This is a genomic window from Lysinibacillus fusiformis (assembly GCF_016925635.1).
GTDB lineage: Bacteria > Bacillota > Bacilli > Bacillales_A > Planococcaceae > Lysinibacillus > Lysinibacillus fusiformis_F.
In genome coordinates this window covers 4,598,438-4,618,641 of the sequence record NZ_CP070490.1, presented here as the reverse complement: position 1 = coordinate 4,618,641, position 20,204 = coordinate 4,598,438, and the positions used below count along the sequence as shown (strand labels likewise).

Sequence of the window (20,204 nt, the reverse complement as noted above, 5' to 3'; positions counted from 1 at the left end):
ATAACCAGCCTATTTCAATTACACAAAAAAGGGAAGAGTTAAAGTATTAACTTCCTGCGCAGGTTTTACGTAATGCATCTATTTTTTGACAGTCTATAATGACTGGGCGTGCCGTTTCATCGAATTGAAGGAAGTACCCACAGCAGTTTTGCGGATCAAGATAGATAAAATAAATACCTAAAAATTGGCTGCCGTTTGAGAGGTATACATCTACTAAAGTCCCTGGTTCAAAACATTCTAAGTGACTACAAACACAGCTTTGACAATGTTCTTTGTCTTGCTTTTTTTTCTGATATGTTTTTTCAAATTGGGGGCTATTATAATATTTGATTTTATAAGAATCTTCCTCAACAATAGGATGATCGACGCCAGAAGCGTGATCAAAGCAAAAATCTCTTGATTCACAATAACATTTGGAAAACTTATGATAATTGTTAAATTCCCAATTCATTCGTGTTAAATATCTGTTTTCATCCATTCCTTAAACGCTCCTTTATGGTTTCAATATCATGCTAGCACGGGTCACCTATTTCTAATCTATGTCAAAGAGCCATTTAGGAGATGGTAAAATGTCTATTTATCTGTAGAATAAAAGAAAAGACTAAACTCATAAATAGAGTTTAGCCGTTCAAGTCGTACTCGCCCTTCAATAAACCATAGATCTCTAAATCAACAACACCTTTGCCAGACCATAATGAAGCTTGTCTCAAGAGACCTTCTTTTATAAAGCCATTTTTTAGCAGCACTTTTTTCGATGGTTCATTTAAAGGCATGACTTCTGCCTGTATTCGATTAACATTTACCTCCTCCAATAAAAATTTTACGATGATTTCGACTGCCTCTGTAGCGATGCCCTTTCCCCAGGAAGCTTCAGCTAAGTAGTAACCAATTGTAACCATATCTACTTTTTGATTAAAGTCCATCGCTTCGATAATCCCTACAAGTTTTTCACTCTGTGATTTTTCGAAAATACCCCATTTTATTCTGCTTTTCTTCGTATAATCACGTTCAAAATGGCCAATCATTTTTTGAACAGTTTGAAGGTTGTGTTTTGGGATGATGCCACAGTACTCAAATACCTTGTCATTATCATAAATGGCAAATAGCTCTTGTATATGTGATTCTTCTATTTTTTTTAATTGTAAATTAGTTGAATGTAAGGTAGGGAATTGCTTAAATATTTTCTCAATAATCATTGGCGTAGCTCCTTTTCTATTCTTTAATAGGAATGTAGATTTTCATTTTCATCTCATGTGGATAGATAGATTGCATAACATCCGTTATTTCAAAATCGGGACCGGAATCGCGCTCATAATTAGAATTTGGTAACCATACGCCATAAATATAACGTCTTGTATTTTGAATTCCTTCTGCAGTGCTATTCAATGTAAACTCCGCATATTTACCAGCAGGAATTTCAAGTTGGGTGAAGCCTTTCTCTAATTGCTCCTCAAATGTTTCGACTTCCTCTCCTACAATAAAGGAAAATTGACCATTCTCCTGATAGTTTGTAGAAATGCCATACGCCATATTAGGGGCTACTTTATGTGAGATTCGCTCATAATATTGCTGTTGACCAAAATCCATATAAAAGCCTGGAATTTCAGCATAATACTGTTCGTCTTGTAAGGACGTTTTGTATTCATAGCCAGTGATACGTTTTTTAGGTAATTGAAGTATTTCTGGTCGCTGCATAGGGAGTTCTCCTTCCAGTTTATAATCCAAAAAGTTTATTTTGGTTTGAAGTGGTATGGAGTGGGCTCCTTTTCGGTATTTAGCAGGTGTGACACCAAAATACTGAACAAATGCCCGTGTAAATGCCTCTTGAGAACCATATTGAAAGTTGATTGCAATCTCAAGTATATTCTGGGTAGTTGTTACTAATAAGGAAGCCGCTTCAGAAAGCCTCCTGTTGCGAATATACTGCTGCACTGAAAAACCTGTAATGGCTTGAAAAAGTCGTTGAAAATGAAATGCTGAAAAGTAAGATTGGGAAGATATATCTGTAATCATTAACTTTTCCTGTAGGTTTCTCTCAATAAATTCTATGGTGTTTTGAATTCTTTCAAAATAATCCATACCATCATCCTTTCTTAACTCAATGGTACTGTTTAATAGGAAGGGTTTTTTGATAATTTGTGCTAATTTGTACATTAAATTGTAATGAATAGGAAATCAATAGAAACATTGAATTAAATGATTAATAAATGTATAATTTAACTAAATTTACAAGAAAGCGAGTGATAGATGATGATAGTCAGCTCAATTTTCCCATTCAATAACATAAAGGTGCGGGAGGATTAATAGATTGATTTCTTCCGCAAACAATCGGAGGAGAAAATATGTACAAAAATTACGGATCGTTAAGCACAGCACTTTATGATTTTACAAAACCAGTTGGACACTCTCTTGGTGGGGATATTGAATATTATCTAGAGCGATTGCAAGGTATCACGGGTAAGATTTTAGAGGCAGGGGTCGGTTCTGGACGCTTCTATATTCCTTTAATGGAGAAGGGCTTTGATATAGAGGGGATTGATTACTCTCCAGAAATGCTAGCGTCCTGTCGAAAGCGTTGTCAAGAGCGAGGATTGACACCAGTTCTTTATGAAGGGAATGTATGTCAATTTACATTAGATCAACAATATGAAGCCATTGTCATGCCAACAGGCACGTTTTGTTTAATTGAAAATCATCAAGAAGCGCTGTCATCCTTAACCTCTATGTATCAGCACCTTGTTCCTGGTGGTCGACTCCTAGTAGATTTATTACTTCCTACTGACTGGAAAACAGGGGAAATTACGACATCTTACCATCAAATTTCACAAGATGAAGGAATTGCTCTTGAAAGAAAATCAATTGCCATGAACTGGGTGGAGCAATATACACTCATGGTTTTAAAATACGAGAAGTGGCAACAAGGTACATTAATGGATACAGAACTGCAAAAGTTTTTATTGCGCTGGTATGGGATAGAGGAATTTAAGCTTCTATTACAAAGTGTTGGATTCTCTGATATAACATGTTCAGCGAATTACACGTTCCTTCAACAACCAAATGAAGAAACGTCACTTATAACATTTGAAGCGGTGCGTTAATTGTAATGACCAGTACTCCTTAAAAGAGTCTGGTCATTTTTTATGAATTAATCTAGTTTTAATTTTGTAGCAGTTCCGACTCCTTTTGTATGAACCTTGACTTCAATTTGAACTGCTAGGTCTGGATAGAGGGTTAGCCAGCTCTTTTTGATTCGATTCCATGCTTGATAGTCCTCTCGGTGTAGTACATCACTAAATTTTAATAGATCAGCTTGATAGGTTTGTTGAATCGTTTGAAGTGTATGTTCTAAACGCTCCTTGATTTGTCTGCTCGTTTCTTTATTTAAAGCATCGATGGTTTTTGATTTTGTTAAATCCAGAGGGCAACTAAGCTCTGCAACGTTCTGCTCAATATCAAGTTTAATGGAAATCGAAGGTATCCCATTTTTAAAATGGCCCGTCACTTTAGTAGAAGAATTAATAATTTCGGTTGAGATTTTCCCTTGCTCAGGACAGGCAATAATTTCAAATGTACTTTTTATATTATTGTTTAAAAAATTATAATCTCTGCTTTCTTGTTCTGATAAATAGCCAATGAGCTTATAATTTTTAAAAATGGCCAGCCCACCATATTTTAATTGTGCGGGGCTCTCAATTTTTTCTATATTAGAGCTATAAGCACCAGCATCTGCATCACCGTATATTTGAATAGAGGGTAATACGGCACTATTATCAATACTACCTAAAGATTGGACTAAGTCATCTAGAATAACAGACTCTGTCGTTCCCCATACAGCTTCTGATACTTTTAAGGATTTAAACATTTTGCTAGCAGGAATATCCTCTAACGGTGTTAAAATACTTAATATTTCTAGTGCAGTTGCTTCATGGGACACGATAATGTTAAATTCACTTCTACCTTCAGGGTCTCTTTGAAATAAATCCAAAATGCTATTCATACCTTCTTTAGCCATTTCTTCGCCGACAATAATGATTTGCGCATGCGCATAATAAGGCTTTCTTGGCGTCAGTGTTGTTAATTTTCGAATGGCATCAAATAAGGTTTTTCCCTTTGCATGATAGGTAAAAACAGGAACTCGATTGCCTGAGGCCTTGTTTGATGCCACTTGACTTGGATTAACAATCTGAACAGAAATTTCGAATAGCTCGTCCGATTTATCTACTCCAACAGCCGTAACAATAGCTAGTTCGTTTAACTCCCGCTTATTCCAGCATCCACCTAGTAAAAGAAGTACTGACAGCAATAGGATGAATGATACCTTGTGTTTGATGGTGGACACCTCCTCTAGGAAAAGAAGACATTTCCGATACTATTAAGGATAAGCAAAAGACAGGCAAAATAATCAATAACGGAAATCTCAATGAATCTTTTTGAAGGAGGATAAAATGTAGAAACAAAACAGTATGTATATGAAATGGAAAAAAGGAAGTGAAACAATTTTTATTTGAAGGTGTAGAGGCCATCAAAATGATTGGCTAAATGGTATGAGGACATATTGGGTTTTAAGCTTCTATACATAGAAGAGGGAGCATTAGCCATTTCATTTTCCAGACAATCACTTTGAAGTTGGAAGATATGTGAATTTCCTTTCTCAAAATATTGAAGAGACTGATTTATTTTGAGTAGAGCACCATGTTCAAGAGGAGAAGGGTAACTAATTTTTTTTATTAGTCGTTTGTCAATCATAAGCGGGTCACTGCGTTAACAGTGACCCTAGTAACAAATCTAGGAGGCGTAAGGCTAATTAGCTTTACACTACTATAGTATACTAATCCTCTATATTGAAATAGTTAATTGCCTGGGTAATAAAAAGAAAATTAAGAATTATATAAAAATAAATGATTCGACCTATTTTTTAACAATATGCATGTAATGGATAGTTTCAAAAGCACATAAGTAATCTGTTCGATTTTGGAAATACAGCTCTTGAATCGCTGTAGGAGATAGATGTTCGTATATAAGCAAGCCTAATTGATCTAACATCCTCTCCATGTCCGCATAAGCATAGCAAGATTTCATTGGTTCACCACCAACTGCGGCCATTTTCACCATGTTTTCCACTCTATTCGAGAGTCCTTTTTCTTTAAAGAGAGATTGATCAGCATAATCCAAAACAATGGAACTTCCTGATGGAACTAGGGCAAATAGATGATTAAGTAAGCTTGCTAATTCCTCTTTAGTTAAATAATAAGAAACACCTAACAGACTAAAAAAAGTTTTTTTATTTTGGAAGCCTTGCTCTACTAATGGTTGAGATTGAAATTGTTTTGTAAAATCCATTGGTACAAAATGTAGATGATTCAGGAGGGGAAGGGAAGCTTCCTGTAATCTTTTCTTTTTGGAAGCCTGTGTTGCTGGATAATCCACCTCAAAAATTTCTAGCATGGCTTGTACCTGCTGCTGACGATACGGAAAAGTATCAAGGCCAGCACCTAAAATGACATATTGCTCGACACCAAGCTGTATTTCGTTTTGCAGGACCCTTTCACAGTAAGCAGCACGTGCCAAGGGCGTTGGAGAGAGTTGAACTTGTATAATCCATTTTATTAATTCTTTCGTATTGCCTTTAAACTTTGTAGCAATCTCTTTATTAAAAAATGCAATACCTTGTATCATGTTGTCTTGAATTGTTTGATATTCTTCTTGTGAGATCAATTCTTTGGCTACATAATCATCAAAAATTTTCGGAGAATCAAATTGACTATGATAGGCTCTACTAAAAGCAGCTACTAATGAAGTGATACTAGATTCCTGTTGATTCATACCAACACTCCTTAACAAAAAAATAGGATTCCCCTGGCCAGGAGAATCCTATTATATAAAAGATTAATTTAAATGTAAATTTTAGCATAAAAATATTTTTTTGTCAAGTTTTAGGTATTGAAAGAGGAGAGTTATATGAAAAAATTTAAAGTGATTTTACCTTTACTCTTAGCTATTATTCTTGGTGGTATGTTCGTTACATGGAAAAATCAAAGCTATTCTGCTACCGATATATTAGAAAATGCTAATTTTGATGTGGAAAATCCCACTGTTACGCTACATCGTATAGATACAGATACAGAAGATATCTTTTCTGAAATGAAAATATCAAAAGAAACACAGCGAGAATTGATACAGTCTTTTCAACAGGCAACATTCAAAAAAACAGCCATAAAAACTATTGATTACGATTACCGAATGACAATTTCACTCAATACAAGCTACCCGATGTTCATTGATTCTAAAAATAAAATATTGGTTCTCCTTAACACAAATGAAAGCTTTGAACTGATAAAAGATCACGCTTTTTTTAGTCTTTTAGAAAAAGCAACGGAAGATTCACAGAATTAGTTAGTATCCAACACAAGCTAAATAAGTAGGGATACAGCATAGATCTTCCCTGTGAATTATGGGATGAATCAACTGGGAATGGTGAATTTCACACCTCCTTTTGTAGTGACCATTCTGATGAAGAACTCGGTATCTGATATGATGTGAAAATAAAGGCACACAACAATTTAACTGGAGTGACACGGGTTCGGAAGGGAAAATATGGGCTAAAGGTAGAGTAGCTGCTGAAGGATAAATATCTTTACTGGAAAAAGAAGCCTATATAAGTCAGAGGAGCGTGTGCTATAGATGGAGCTGACGGCGTGTTTGATTTGCCATTTAATTAGTAGAGTAAAAAATTTTTAAGAATGTGTAACTTTTTAAAACATCAGCCGTCTAACTCATCAGTAGAATACAAAGAACTAAAGCAAACTAGTAACATTCACTTTTCACAAAAGGGCCAGGATTCACATTTTTTCGTGTTTCCTGGTCTTTTTGTGGTGGTGGTCCTATAATTTAACGAAAAAATAAAGAATTTATGAAACCTTTAGCCTGTTCATTCGTATTGTAATTTGAATCTAAAGCTAGACAAGATTTAGTAAGATTCACTTTCACTTAAAAGACTAGAGCTTACATCATCATGTGAGAGTCTAGTCTTTTTTGTATGGTTGTTCAGATATTGTTCAGTATAAATATGTTAATCTATGAATGAAGATATTTCATAGTCTTCAACCTAAACGCAAAATGGCCAGTTCTCTTTAAAAGAGTGACTGGTCTTTTTGTTTAATGTTCCTTTACAGACGTGTTTCTTCAGCATGTTTTATTAATAGCACGAAAAATTAGTAGCTTCACCTTTCATAGTTAAAACCATAGAGACCTGTATGGTTTTAACAGCGCATGTCTTGCTTGTATTGCTTTTCAATCACTAAGCGAGAATGATGAAGTGGATTTCACGCTTTCAGCAGAAATTTTTCAGTTAGAGCAGGGAGAGCATTGTTATCACTTTCAGTTTGTAGAAACATACTTTAAATTATGTGAAAATAGCAAACAGTCACCCACCCATACAGTGGGGCTGTCATTGGTAAATGACCCTGTGTCATGAGCTACGTTCAGTCATTTTCATTATTTCTTATTTTAATGAAACTAAGAAAGACTTAAAATTTGATAGAATGATTTATTTTCTCGAAAAAGCATTAATTCCCCCTAAAATCCTATTGGAAAATATTTTAACTTGTTCAGCGCCTCAAGTTGTCGTAGTATTATAACGAATCAAAACTAAGTAAGTTAGTAAGATTCACTTTCACAATAAAACCAGGTGCTCCCCAAAAGAGAGCATCTGGTTTTTTGTTATATGCGACTTGAGAGTCACTTGATTATAAGTAAGAAATATGTAATGAAGTATTAGAGAGAGCCGAATACTCTCTTAGTCAAATCAAAAAGATCCCCTCTCTAAAATTTAGAGATGAGAGCTACTGTCCTTTATATACTTTTAATCTAACCACTCAATTGAACAATCGTTAAGGAGCGGTTAGCATAACTAGCGACGAAGGAATCTGAAGCTGCACTGGCTCCCACCAAATCCCCTGCGGCTAATATAGGTTGGACCACATAGGCCGAGCTACTTCTATTGACAACATTAAAGACTGCAATGCCGTTTAGAAAAATCGGTTGACCATTGACGGTAATGCTCACTGTGAAAAATGGTTGATCAGGATCAGGGGCTGCTGTTGCTTGCGCATTAATCGAAATGGTGATTTGATAGACACCGTCATTTTGAACGACAAAGTCATTCCCAGATGGGCTAACCGTTTTGTTAGAAGTAGTCCAAAGTTTGAGATGTTGAAAGAGAAATTAACTGTTTCAACTCATATAAAAAGAAAGCCCAGTATCAAGTCTGGGCTTTCCTTAGTTAGCGGTATCAAAAAAGCTACTTTCTCGCCTGAATCAATGTGAACCAACTTTTTCCATTGAATGTACCAGAAACTCTGTATATGGGTTGATAGAAATCTTTTGTATCATACATATACGAGAGCTCTATTAAATCAACAGTAAGCTGATCGCCTTTTTTTATCAACAGTTCTTCTTCTGTTACGAGTGCATTATATTTTATCTGTGGAAATTCGCCCTTCTTAATTCGCTCATACACCTCTGCAGGTGACAAAATATTTACTTCACGGATCAATTGATGCTCATGAATATTATACGATAATGAATACAAACTACCATCTGGCTTCAAACCGAGCTCTACTTCACCAAGCCAATAATCTTGGTTCAATTCAGCTTGGTCAGGAAGCGTCCATTCAAATACGCCATTATCCAAAGCTGTAAACTCCCCATCTTTAGGAAGGAGAGAAAGCTCATCCATCATACTCTTTGCCTTCTTCACAAGTGTCTCTTGCACAGCTAAAGAAGGTTGCACGGGCGTATAAAGATCGTCTGTTAGCGACCAATTTCCCTCTGAATTAATATATAGCGTATACGAGTTCTCGGCTTTATCTTTCAATAAGAGCTCACGATCACCACTAATATCCTGCCGACTTAACTCTGATAAATCAAATTTCTTTTGCAACAAAGTCTCAACTTCATCTGTATGAATTATTTTTTTATACACGGGGGCAACGGTAGATGCTGTATGTAAATCTAATGAGGTGGTTACATCAACATCCGACATATTTGATTTTGTGTAGGCATTAATTGCTAAATGACCAAATTCCTCTTGAGCGTAGACAATCATCATGCCAATAAAAATCAAACTCATCATGAGAGGAATGGCTAGGTTTCCGATCAAACTTTTCACTTTTATTTTTTTATGCTGAACAATAGAAGTCCCAAGTCGGTATAACTGGTATCCAATAATCCCGCCAAGCGAGTTGTTGATTAAGTCATCAAGCTCAAAAATCCCCGCTCCTGTGAGTGTTTGATACGTTTCAATGGATAAAGTTGCAATCACTACTACAGGAAGAAGCCACTTAAACAATTTAAATTTAGAGAAAAGTAAAGGTAAAAAAACGCCTAGTGGCACAAACATGAAAATATTAAAAATACAATTTTGAAGATCTCGTAACGAGTATTTCTTCCATGCATCTATATAACCACTGAATGGTTGAAGATTCATTTGCATGAAATGGGAAGAACCGCGACCAATAATCGTTAGCTCACACACAAATACAATATAGCCGATAAAGAGTGCTCCAAGCATCAGTTGCTTTATGTTTATTTTTTTTCGATCGGACTGGTGTTTTTTATAATAAAGGAAATAATAAAGTGCAATGAGTAAGAACTCAGCGCCAATAATAAGGATGACTGGCAACATTAAAATCCGAATGTTATTCATAATATCTGTAACGCCCAAGACAAGATGCTCCTAACTATGTTAATCTGATGAATTGATTTTCTGTTGATGTAATATTGTCGACTTTTCTTATTGTAAATGGTAATTATTAATAATTATTGAGAATAATTATGAAGATTTCTTAAGATTTTGCATCATATCTACTAGTGGAGGAAGTGCTTGGAAAAGTAAGGGGAAATAGATAAAACTATAATAGCTGGAAACGTCTAACGTGAAAAGGAGTGGATGAAATGTTAGTAGATGTTTTTTATTATATAAAATTATCAATGGGTATTTTTCTACTTAGTTTGTTCATTACATTATTTTTAATTTTATTAAAAAAGCCTATTGTCAATGGATATACGATAGGTGTATTAGCAATAATTTCCTGTATCGTATCAGGGGCACTGATGATTATTTCTGGATACATAGCGGATGAAGTGCCCTCAGGCGGAGACCCAACTACCTTTTATATGTTTTTAGTTATTCTCTTTTTAAATATAGTAAATTTGATTTTATTTTCCGTAAAAAAAGTGAGGGGAGATTAGGGGGTCATCAACAAAGTTTATGGAAATTGTACTTTCAGAAGTGATGACAAAATAAATGACATCGCTTGTTCTCTAGAATTAAGGGCATCATTTTATGGGCAATTAAGTATAGGTAGGTGTTTTTTATGAGTCTTCAGTTGTGTTGGCTTGTCGGTCCTTGTAATCAAAAATGATATAAATAATTGTCAGAAAATATCAATATACCCTATAATAAATAAAAAAGCTGAGAATAAGAGGTGAACTTATGGGGAAACCAGTAGATTACAATCTATTTCCGGGTTATCAAAACACACTTGACTCCAGACTTGATGAGCGTAAGGAAGAATTTATTGAGGAACTAGAAAGAGCAAAAGTTGATGGACATATACTTGAATTTGAAAAATCACTAGAAGAATTGCCCCAATAGTAAAGTGAAAGCATCTTGACGAGAGATGCTTTTTTCTTTTGCTTAGAGCTTGTTTATATGTATAAATTGGGCTATTCACTTCAAGGAATTCTTCCTTTTTAAGCGATAATAATTAATAGAAATGTCAATAATCAATAGGATGTATAGTACACTAAATACATTTAAAGTTAATGAAGGCAAAGGGAAAATGACTTCTCTAATCAATATTAACCATATAGTAGTTGATACTAAAACAATAGCATCCAATAAAATAGCCATCGTATGTTTGTGTTCTTTGAAAATAAAATTAAATACAATTAACCTTATTAAAATGGGTGTCGTGAAGAAGTAAAATGAATAAATTTGTGTAATTTCTTCTAGGCTCACATTGCATCTTCCTTTGGTGTTATTTGAGTTAAATAAGCGGCAGCAAACAAAAATAGGACTATTACTATTAGCCCTACTCTGAGATTATAACATATAAATGTCTATTTTTCCATTTTACGTAAATAAGCGAGCTGTCCAATATGATAGGCATTGTGAGTCGCGGCATTCGATAGGATGGCCCACCATTCCGCTTTTACGGGGTATCCATTTACGATAGATAAAAGTTGCTCTTCCTCAATTAAATCTTGCCATTGCAGCAGGATATGGAATAACTTTTCTTTCAATTCATAGAAAGTTACTTCATCTTTAACAAGAAACGTATTTGCATTATTCGTTTGGGATGGGGCCTTCACTTGATTCTCCCTATACCGTATTTGCCAAATTTCATTCCAATAGATTAAATGCTGGACAATTTCAGCCATACTATGGCTAGAAGGATCGGGTTTCCAAAAGGCTTCTGCTTCAGATAGCCCTTCAACGACTTCATAAAATGAGATATACCAACTACGGTCATTCGCATTAGCTAAAAATTGATCTAATAAGATGGTCTTAGCCTCCATCACTCACGTTCCCTTCTTCAAAGTATTTTTTGAATAGTATATCATTTTGAGGCTTGAATGTACGGATAAAATACTAGTACTGACAAGCTTTGTATGAAGTTGGTGCAACAATAAAAAAGCTGCAGCTTGTAGATGCCACAGCAAATGAATAAATTGTAGGAAATAATTAAACAATAGAAAATATCATTAAATAGGTATATCAACTTCTATTATCAGCTTTTTCCGATTCAACTTTTTTACTTCTAAGCAGCAAGGCCATAAATAAGAAACTGGCTACCCAAAAGGCAAAGAATAAATTCTCAAGCAAGGCCCAATGACCACTATTAAAATAGTTCCAAATTGTTGTGAATAAAAAGACGATGATAAAGAATGCGATATATAAACATTTTCCGAATATAGTCACTTCAAGCACCTCTATTATTATATAAAATGGTGTAATCATCACACATAAGAGATGAAGACGGTCAACAAATACTACTTTCTTCACTTACTGCGTGCGAGACACTCAAAATTAGTGTGTGTTAATTATGGTTAGTTATACATTCATTGAAAAGTCGAGGAATCTGGCAGCGTTTCCTGTTTTAAAAATATACGATTTTCAAAGGATATATGGAATGAGATCATTACGTAGACAAATACATTTTTCAATCTCCAATTCCAATAGAGCAAAAACCCCACCAAATCAATACTTTTACGCTATAATGTAGGACGAGGTGAAGAAAATGTTTGTAAGTGAGAAACAGATTGAAATACGGTATGCGGAGACAGATCAAATGGGCGTAGTGTACCATGCGAACTACATCATTTGGATGGAGATTGGTCGTACGCAGCTTGTAAGTGATGCGGGCTTTGAGTATGCTGCATTAGAAAAAGATGGCTATGTATCGCCAGTAATGGATTTATCGATTTCGTATAAAGCAGCCATGCATTATGGACAGGTGGCAACGGTACGCACTTGGGTAGAAAAGCATGATCGTTTACGAACTACGTATGGCTATGAAATTTTACATGAGGATGGCACGGTAGCAGCCACAGCTCAATCCGTACATATTCTTGCGCATAAGGATACATTGCGACCAGTATCTTTAAGTAAGATTGACCCAGCTTGGGACGCCAAATATAAAGAAATTGCCGTTGAGGCAAAATAGGAGAACAATAGATGGAAATGTTTTTAGCTTTAGGCGCGATTTTGGCAGGTCTTGGTGTTATTTTAGGAGCTTTTGGCGCACATGCACTAAAGGATAAGTTTGCCTCGCCACATTATGCAGCCATTTGGGAAACGGCTGTGCAATATCAAATGTATCATGCTATAGGAATTCTTGCGCTTGGCATTCTATCCAATGAGGCACTTTTAGGAAGCTCTAGTCTGCTTTCGTGGGCAGGATATCTGATGTTTACAGGGATTGTCTTCTTCTCTGGTAGCTTATATGTGCTTGCCGTGACAGGTGTGAAAAAGCTAGGGGCGATTACCCCAATCGGTGGAATGTTATTTATTGTTGCATGGGTGCTTGTCATAATAGCGGCCTTATCATAAGAAAGACACTGTAACGAGAAAGTTCTGATGATTCACATCATAGGAACTTCTCGTTTTTTAGTTTAGTATGAAGAAAATGAAACAATTTGTCTGATTTTGCGTATTACATAGTGTTGATAGATGATAAAATAAGCTAAACATCAATGTAAAGGTGGGAATATTTATGGGTTTATTAAAAGCAGGCGTTGGGGCATTAACAGGCGTTTTAGAGGATCAATGGCGTGAGTATTTTTATTGTGAGGCATTATCCTCAGATGTTCTAGTAACTAAGGGTGTTAAACGCACTTCTAAACGAGGTTCAAATAAAGGAAATGACAACATTATTAGCAATGGCTCGATTATTGCCGTCAATGAAGGGCAATGTATGATGATTGTTGAACAGGGGAAAGTTGTAGAGTTTTCTTCAGAAGCTGGGGAATATGTCTATGATACATCAACAGAACCTTCGATTATGTACGGCTCAGATTTGTCTCATGGCATTATGGAAACATTTAAACAGATAGGCAAACGTTTCACATTTGGTGGAGAACCTGCTAAAGATCAGCGAGTTTATTATTTTAATAAAAAGGAGATTGTTGGGAATAAATATGGCACTCCTGCACCAATTCCATTCCGAGTTATTGATCGTAATATCGAATTAGATATCGACATTGCCATTCGTTGCCATGGTGAGTATTCTTATAGAATCATTGATCCGTTATTATTCTATACAAATGTATGTGGAAATGTAGAGCGTGAATTTACGCGAGAGGCCATTGATAGCCAGTTAAAATCAGAATTAATGACAGCGTTACAGCCAGCCTTTGCACAAATTTCAGCTAGTGGCGTTCGTTATAGTGAAATACCCGCTCATACAGTTGCATTAGCAGACGCACTCAATAAGGTATTATCTGAAAAATGGCTTGCTACACGTGGTTTAGCTGTTGTGTCATTTGGCATCAGTACACTGAAAGCTTCTGAAGAAGACGAAGCGATGATCAAACAACTACAACGCAATGCGGTCATGCGTGATCCAGGTATGGCTGCTGCCCATTTAACTGGTGCTCAGGCAGAAGCGATGATTGCGGCTGCCAACAATGATGGTGGGGCTATGGCAGGATTCATGGGGATGAATATGGCTGCACAAGCTGGTGGAGTCAATGCTAGTCAGCTTTATCAAATGAATGAGCAAAATAAGCAAGCGCAAATGGCTCAGGCTGCGATGCAAAATCAAACAGCTAAAGCCTCTGATACTTGGACATGTGCATGTGGTCATGACAACACGGGGAAATTCTGTTCAAATTGTGGTGCGGCAAAACCGGCGGAAGAGGGCTGGACATGTACGTGTGGAGCGGTGAATAAAGGGAAGTTTTGCAGTGAGTGTGGCTCTAAAAAACCAGCTGGTGCTTTACTCTATGCATGTGATAAATGTGGATGGACACCAGAGGACCCTGCAAATCCACCTAAATTCTGTCCTGAATGCGGCGATGTTTTTGATGAAAAGGATATCAAGTAAGGAGATGATGGCCTATGTCAACGCAAGAAGTTGAACATGTCAAACAAGTAAAGCTTGACTTTGATGCTGAATGTCCTTCCTGTGGTGCATCGATTGAGTTTAATCCTGCCACAGGTAAGCTGACTTGTCCGTATTGTGGATTTGAGTCTGAAATTGCAACACCTGAGCAAGAAGAGGAAAAAGTTGCCCAGGAAATGGACTTCTTAAAAGCAGAAGAACGTGGAAATTTCAATTGGGGCGTAGAGAAAAAGACGGTCATTTGTAAAGCTTGTGCAGCCGAGACGATTTATGATGCCCTGCAGGTTGCTGATAGTTGTCCTTACTGCGGTTCGAATCAGGTCATGGAGGCTAGTGCTGAGAATACGCTAGCACCCAATGGCGTATGTGCTTTTGAAGTAACGGATAAGCAGGCAGGGGAACATTTTCAGAAATGGATTAAAGGCAGATGGTTTACACCAAAGGCTGCCAAAATAAGTGCAAAGCCTGATGCCTTTAAAGGGGTATATCTCCCTTATTGGACGTTTGACTCAAAAACAAGCTCCAGATACTCCGCAAGATATGGACGTCATCGAACAGTTACGGATAAAGACGGTAAAACGCATACAGAAACAGATTGGTATTCAACAAGTGGTTTTTATCAGGAATTTATAGACGATCATTTAGTGAGTGCCACGACACGCTATGATCGGGACATGATGCGAAAAATCGAACCATTTAATCTCCTTAATAATAAGGCCTATAAACCACAATATGTAGCTGGATTTTTATCAGAGCGTTACAGTGTTGGTTTGCAGGATGGCTGGAGCCAAGCAAAAAGTGAAATCCATGATCACCTCCATGCGCAGATCACGTCCAAAATTCGTTGGGAAAATAGTGCCGATGTAGTATCCAATCTGCGTTTTTCCACAAACCATGATGATATTACATACAAATATTTAATGTTACCGATTTGGTTATCTTCTTTCCGCTATAAGGAGAAGATTTACCGCTTTATGGTGAATGGACAAACGGGTCGAGTTGGCGGAAATGCTCCTATTTCGCCGCTTCGCGTAACGATAGCTATTATTTTATCAGTAGCAGTAATCGCACTGATTTGGTATTTCTTTATGTCTGAATAATAATAAACAGTATGCCAGTAGGAGCCTCGTGTTGTCCTATTGGGATACTGTTTTTTCATAAAATTGTCCTTAAATACTGGGCAAATGACTGAATTGTTTGGCTTGGATAGGATAATGATCATCTATTATCACGGCTGTCTTTGTGTTATGTTGCATAAATTAAAGTGAGAAACAAAATAAGAGAACAGCCTTGACTGACATGAAAATTAAGTAAAAGGAACAAGATGGCGTAAGGAGCAACCTACTATGCAGGAAAGTCGTTAGCATTGATAAAAATCAAATAGTTGAACGTTAAAATTTAGGACAGATTTGCCATAAATTATGAGAAGTGAAGTTGCGATTTTACTTTAAACAACTTATTATACAGTCAGAGAGCATTTTTTTAGTTAATCATGATGAATGTAATGTTATTTTTGAATAACAATAAAAACGTTATTCATATTGGAGGTTTCGATGATGGACGCAATTGAAGTGTTAACGAATTTAGATCAAATACATGGGTATTATCAACCGATATTTAGTGCAGATGCGCATACGGTGATTGCCTACGAAATTTCCGGATATCTACAAATTCAAGGTCAGCAAATTAATTTAAAGGATTTTGTCAACAATGAAGATATTCCAGAAGAATATCGAATTGATATGGAACATAAAATTTTACATGCGGCATTAGCTAAAATTGATGAAATTGCACCAGAAATTGATATTTATATTCCAAGCAATCCAAATTTATTGATGCAAGATTTTGGTGAAAGTCATTTTAATATTATCCAACAATATATAGATGAAAAAGATTTACAGCGCATCGTACTTGTCGTATCAGAGCATCGTTTTATCGGGGATATTAACAAACTACATCACGCCCTCCGCTATTTTACGACGTTTGGAGTGAAAATTGCCGTTCAGGAAGTAGGAGCCGAAAGTCATTTAGAGCATATTGCGTTATTGGCACCCCATATCTTAAAGGTCAATACACGTGATTTAAATTATGATTCTTGGTCTGCTCAATCGGACATGATTTCCGCCATTGGTAGCCTAGCTTATAAAATTGGAGCGAATCTTTTATTTGAAGATATCGAAACGGTTTATCAGCTACAATTTGCCTGGAAAAATGGGGGTAGATTTTATCAAGGTCCATACCTAGCAAATCCAGCAATGACCTTTGTTGATAAGGATATATTAAAGGAACGTTTTAAAAAAGAATGCCAGCAATTTATTACCTCCGAAAAGAAAATGCTGGAGGCACAATATTTGCAGTTGAAAAAATTAAGAGAGGAATTAGAGGCGATTGTTCATCGTGTGAAACCAACGAGCGACAATGTCTCCCATTTAGAGTATTTAGCTGAACTATTAGATAATTACTCCTTCCGACTCTATATTTGTAATGAGGATGGGTTCCAGTTAACACCAAACGTTATGCGAATTGACGGTATTTGGGAGCTACAGCCACGTGCCATCAATAAAAATTGGAGCTGGCGTCCGTATTTCCTTCAAACGATTATCAAAATGCGCAACGATCAAAGTGGGGAAATCTCTGAATTGTATCGGGATATTGAAACAGGAGAAATTACAAGAACATTCTCCATCGCCATCAACGAGCATGAATATTTGTTTGTTGACCTTTCCTATGACTATCTTTATGAGCATAAAATCTTTAGATAATATTACTAATTTCTATAGTGACAACATTTCAGGGGTACAAATTGCAATTCGATATATTTAGTTTAATAAAATACTAGGTATTATGGGGGAGAATCCTAAAAGCCGAGTAAAATACTGAAGTTGCCTTCTATATTTGCAGAAGGCAATTTTTTTGATTTCAATCAAGAACGCTATTTAAATTCTCATAGAAAATTAACTACCTCTATGAAACAAAAATGGCAATCTATACATTTGTTAAATTTGTAATGAATGATTTTGTTTTTTCAGTATTTTTTCATTTAGCTTAATTAAGATGGAAATAACATAAAGGAGCTGAATAAATGAGGATTATCAAAGTACTTCTAATTATTATTTTAATTTGGCCATTTGTTGATGCCAAAATAGCAAATGCGGATGATGAAGAAGATTATAAAAAATACGAGGGTGATGTTCATAAAAAGTACAATGATGATTATGATGATGACTCGGAAGAAGATGATGATGACGATAAAGAAGAGGATGAATACGAATATTATGACCAAAGATACCTTGAAACAAATAGTAATACATGGAATATTTGGACAAGATCGACTTATGTAAAAAAAGGAGAGTTACCCTTTAAAGAAGCGAAAGAAATTCAATTAAAACTAGAAAATAATAATAATACAGTGTCACTTTACTTGATTCCTTTAGATGGTGAAATATATGTGCCAGGTAAAATTGTTGCTGAACTTTTAGGTGCAAAAGTAGTTAATTATGATAATAGTAAAATATTAGAAATTAATAACGGTGGTACAGAACTAATTTTTCGTGCGGGGACAAATGTTGTGTACTATAACGAGATAAAATCACCGATACCAGCTGTTACATTTTACTTGAATGATAATATGTATGTTCCAATTAGTGTAATTTCAAATGGTTTGGGCTATGTGGCTGAATGGCAAGAAATGAATAACTCTGTTGTATTGAAGTTATTAAAATAAAAAAGGGAGATGATTGAATGAAAGATCAAAAGAAAGCTAAATGGATATTAGGCACTTCTGGAGTAATATTATCTTCTTTACTATTAACGCAATTTAATAATGTTCCATCAGATACAAACATAGCTGATCTAAATTTGACAACTGAACAATCAAAAAAAATGTCAGACCGAGAAAAGGAACTTGTTCAATTGGATTGGACAAATTTTGAAATTGTTGGAGTGAATCAACTGCAACAAAATAAAATTCGTACCGATCGAACTACCAAACGATCCTAAACATAGTTTGAAGTGGAGTTGAAGTTGCTTGGATACCCTATCATTAAACACGATGAATACAAACTTTTATATTGAAATTGCTGGAACACAAAAAATGGATTGGAAAGACAAAGTGGTGAAATGGTTGCAATACGTTGCAAGAGAGTGGTCGAGATTTGAGCCAAATAATGAGTTAAATCAAATTAATCAACTAAGGGTAGGAGAAATAGGCAGAATCTCTCCTGCATTATATGATTGTTTAAAAGAAGCAGACAACTATTATACATTAACTAATAATATATTTTCTCCGTATTTAAAATTACATTTAGAACAACATGGGTATGATCGATCCTTTCCTTTTCAAGAATCAAAGTATGAGCCAATACAAATAGAAAAAAAGGCAAATAAGCCATTTCTTTTTTTGGATCACAATGAAGTTTTAAAAACGAGTAATCAATTAATTGATTTAGGTGGATTTGCCAAAGGATACATAGTTGAAAAAATAGCTGATTGGCTTAGACAGGTTTCTCCAGAGTTTGGAATAGTAGATGGTGGTGGAGATATGAAAATGTGGTCGTCAGGCAAAAAGACATGGACCATTGGGATTGCTCATCCATTTCATATACACGAAGAGATCAGTACAATTAGAATTCAAAATGGAGCAATTGCCACTTCGAATTGTATATTTAGAAGTTGGAAACAGCAGGGGAAAGAAAAGCATCACTTATTGGATGGAAGAACCGGAGAGGTAATGATTAGCCCAATCCTTCAAACAACAATAATAACAAACTCATTATGTCAAGCAGAAGTGGCAACAAAACTTGCTTTTTTATTAAATGAACAAGAATTACAAGTATGGTTTGACAAACTACAGATGCTTTGTGCTTGCTTGATAGCAAAAGATGATGGAAGTATATATTGGCTAAAAGGAGGAGAAAAATTAGATGTTATTTAGTACTTGGGAATGGATTCGATTATTAGGTCTTTTAAGTTATTTTTACTTCAGTATGTCCATTTTTTTTGGTTTACTAAGGAAATCTTCTACTCTCAAGACCAATAAAAACTTGTACTTTCAATTACATCAAATGAGTGGATGGATGGGATTTATCACTGTTATTGTACATTTCCTTTTACTAATGATTGATAAGTACGAACCCTATACTATTTCTGAAATCGTATTACCTTTTAGCGCTAACTATCAGGTATTGTTGTCTGGGCTAGGAACCATAGCTTTTTATTTATTTTTAATAGTTCTTTTAACATCAGATATATGGATAAATAAAATGAACTTCTCACTTTGGAAGAAGATGCATTTTCTTGTTTTACCTGCTTGGATATTATCACTTATTCATGGGCTATTCATTGGTGCTGACTCTAATCAAATGTTAATAATTTTATTTTATAGTAGTACAGTAATGGTTATAATTATCGCACTACTTGTAAGGTTGATGAGTGATGGGTTTAAGAAGAAAAATCAAAAGCAAGGTGTTAGCAAGTAAGCGGTGCTTGAATGGATGAAAGGCAGTTTCTCCATGTTAGCTAGACTGCCAAAGTAGCTCAAAAAAAAAAGTTGAATGGCACTACTGATTCATGTAA

At 35.5% G+C, this 20,204-nt stretch carries 20 protein-coding genes; 13 read left to right on the top strand and 7 right to left on the bottom strand.

Annotation, left to right across the window (positions count from 1 at the left end; all coding sequences use genetic code 11):
* Positions 1 to 46: 46 nt before the first annotated feature.
* The 3 genes from JTI58_RS22825 to JTI58_RS22815 all read right to left on the bottom strand — a co-directional run bounded on the left by JTI58_RS22825 (position 47) and on the right by JTI58_RS22815 (position 2,079).
* Positions 47 to 478, bottom strand: a complete 432-nt coding sequence (locus JTI58_RS22825; protein WP_205443928.1) for a hypothetical protein — start codon at positions 476 to 478, stop codon at positions 47 to 49.
* A 142-nt stretch (positions 479 to 620) separates the two neighbouring features.
* A complete protein-coding gene (locus tag JTI58_RS22820; protein ID WP_205443927.1) occupies positions 621 to 1,196 on the bottom strand; it encodes a GNAT family N-acetyltransferase in 576 nt (191 codons plus the stop codon).
* 16 nt (positions 1,197 to 1,212) lie between these two features.
* Entirely contained in the window at positions 1,213 to 2,079 is an 867-nt protein-coding gene (locus tag JTI58_RS22815) for an AraC family transcriptional regulator (RefSeq protein WP_205443925.1), read from the bottom strand.
* A gap of 263 nt (positions 2,080 to 2,342) precedes the next feature.
* Between JTI58_RS22815 and JTI58_RS22810 the strand changes: the two genes are divergently transcribed.
* The gene (locus tag JTI58_RS22810; protein ID WP_205443924.1) at positions 2,343 to 3,098 is read left to right on the top strand and encodes a class I SAM-dependent methyltransferase; all 756 of its coding nucleotides are present in this window, start codon (positions 2,343 to 2,345) and stop codon (positions 3,096 to 3,098) included.
* Between the two features lie 47 nt (positions 3,099 to 3,145).
* On the opposite strand, the gene JTI58_RS22805 is transcribed toward JTI58_RS22810, so the two are convergent.
* Positions 3,146 to 4,303: a Ger(x)C family spore germination protein gene (locus tag JTI58_RS22805; protein ID WP_243456219.1), complete on the bottom strand. Its 1,158-nt coding sequence runs from the start codon at positions 4,301 to 4,303 to the stop codon at positions 3,146 to 3,148.
* Positions 4,304 to 4,908: 605 nt separating this feature from the next.
* Positions 4,909 to 5,823: a class I SAM-dependent methyltransferase gene (locus JTI58_RS22800; RefSeq protein ID WP_205443921.1), complete on the bottom strand. Its 915-nt coding sequence runs from the start codon at positions 5,821 to 5,823 to the stop codon at positions 4,909 to 4,911.
* A gap of 135 nt (positions 5,824 to 5,958) precedes the next feature.
* Here JTI58_RS22800 and JTI58_RS22795 point away from each other — a divergent pair, with 135 nt between their 5' ends.
* Positions 5,959 to 6,393: a hypothetical protein gene (locus JTI58_RS22795; RefSeq protein WP_205443919.1), complete on the top strand. Its 435-nt coding sequence runs from the start codon at positions 5,959 to 5,961 to the stop codon at positions 6,391 to 6,393.
* Between the two features lie 1,906 nt (positions 6,394 to 8,299).
* Here JTI58_RS22795 and JTI58_RS22790 read toward each other — a convergent pair.
* Entirely contained in the window at positions 8,300 to 9,724 is a 1,425-nt protein-coding gene (locus JTI58_RS22790) for a VanZ family protein (protein ID WP_205443917.1), read from the bottom strand.
* Between the two features lie 230 nt (positions 9,725 to 9,954).
* Between JTI58_RS22790 and JTI58_RS22785 the strand changes: the two genes are divergently transcribed.
* Together JTI58_RS22785 and JTI58_RS22780 are read left to right on the top strand one after the other, a co-directional pair.
* The gene (locus JTI58_RS22785) at positions 9,955 to 10,251 is read left to right on the top strand and encodes a hypothetical protein (protein ID WP_205443915.1); all 297 of its coding nucleotides are present in this window, start codon (positions 9,955 to 9,957) and stop codon (positions 10,249 to 10,251) included.
* Positions 10,252 to 10,495: 244 nt separating this feature from the next.
* The gene (locus tag JTI58_RS22780; RefSeq protein ID WP_205443914.1) at positions 10,496 to 10,657 is read left to right on the top strand and encodes a hypothetical protein; all 162 of its coding nucleotides are present in this window, start codon (positions 10,496 to 10,498) and stop codon (positions 10,655 to 10,657) included.
* Between the two features lie 467 nt (positions 10,658 to 11,124).
* Here the strand turns inward: JTI58_RS22780 and JTI58_RS22775 are convergent, their stop codons facing one another.
* Positions 11,125 to 11,586 (bottom strand): DinB family protein, encoded by a 462-nt coding sequence (locus tag JTI58_RS22775; RefSeq protein ID WP_205443913.1) that lies wholly within the window; start codon positions 11,584 to 11,586, stop codon positions 11,125 to 11,127.
* Between the two features lie 719 nt (positions 11,587 to 12,305).
* On the opposite strand from JTI58_RS22775, the gene JTI58_RS22770 reads away from it, so the two are divergent.
* From JTI58_RS22770 to JTI58_RS22730, 9 genes are all read left to right on the top strand, one after another.
* The gene (locus JTI58_RS22770) at positions 12,306 to 12,731 is read left to right on the top strand and encodes an acyl-CoA thioesterase (RefSeq protein ID WP_004225136.1); all 426 of its coding nucleotides are present in this window, start codon (positions 12,306 to 12,308) and stop codon (positions 12,729 to 12,731) included.
* A gap of 11 nt (positions 12,732 to 12,742) precedes the next feature.
* Positions 12,743 to 13,117 carry a DUF423 domain-containing protein gene (locus JTI58_RS22765; protein ID WP_205443912.1) on the top strand — a complete coding sequence of 125 codons (375 nt, stop codon included), beginning with the start codon at positions 12,743 to 12,745 and terminating at the stop codon, positions 13,115 to 13,117.
* A 163-nt stretch (positions 13,118 to 13,280) separates the two neighbouring features.
* On the top strand, positions 13,281 to 14,612 hold the full coding sequence (locus JTI58_RS22760; protein WP_205443911.1) for an SPFH domain-containing protein: 1,332 nt from the start codon (positions 13,281 to 13,283) through the stop codon (positions 14,610 to 14,612).
* Positions 14,613 to 14,626: 14 nt separating this feature from the next.
* Positions 14,627 to 15,730: a TFIIB-type zinc ribbon-containing protein gene (locus JTI58_RS22755; protein WP_205443910.1), complete on the top strand. Its 1,104-nt coding sequence runs from the start codon at positions 14,627 to 14,629 to the stop codon at positions 15,728 to 15,730.
* 456 nt (positions 15,731 to 16,186) lie between these two features.
* Positions 16,187 to 17,392: an EAL-associated domain-containing protein gene (locus JTI58_RS22750; protein ID WP_205443909.1), complete on the top strand. Its 1,206-nt coding sequence runs from the start codon at positions 16,187 to 16,189 to the stop codon at positions 17,390 to 17,392.
* Between the two features lie 320 nt (positions 17,393 to 17,712).
* On the top strand, positions 17,713 to 18,354 hold the full coding sequence (locus JTI58_RS22745) for a copper amine oxidase N-terminal domain-containing protein (RefSeq protein WP_205443908.1): 642 nt from the start codon (positions 17,713 to 17,715) through the stop codon (positions 18,352 to 18,354).
* A 17-nt stretch (positions 18,355 to 18,371) separates the two neighbouring features.
* Positions 18,372 to 18,629, top strand: a complete 258-nt coding sequence (locus JTI58_RS22740) for a hypothetical protein (protein ID WP_205443907.1) — start codon at positions 18,372 to 18,374, stop codon at positions 18,627 to 18,629.
* A 28-nt stretch (positions 18,630 to 18,657) separates the two neighbouring features.
* Entirely contained in the window at positions 18,658 to 19,563 is a 906-nt protein-coding gene (locus tag JTI58_RS22735; RefSeq protein ID WP_205443906.1) for an FAD:protein FMN transferase, read from the top strand.
* Complete coding sequence (locus JTI58_RS22730; protein WP_205443904.1) at positions 19,553 to 20,107, top strand: ferric reductase-like transmembrane domain-containing protein; 555 nt, start codon at positions 19,553 to 19,555, stop codon at positions 20,105 to 20,107. The genes JTI58_RS22735 and JTI58_RS22730 overlap by 11 nt, the downstream gene beginning before the upstream one ends.
* Positions 20,108 to 20,204 lie beyond the last annotated feature (97 nt).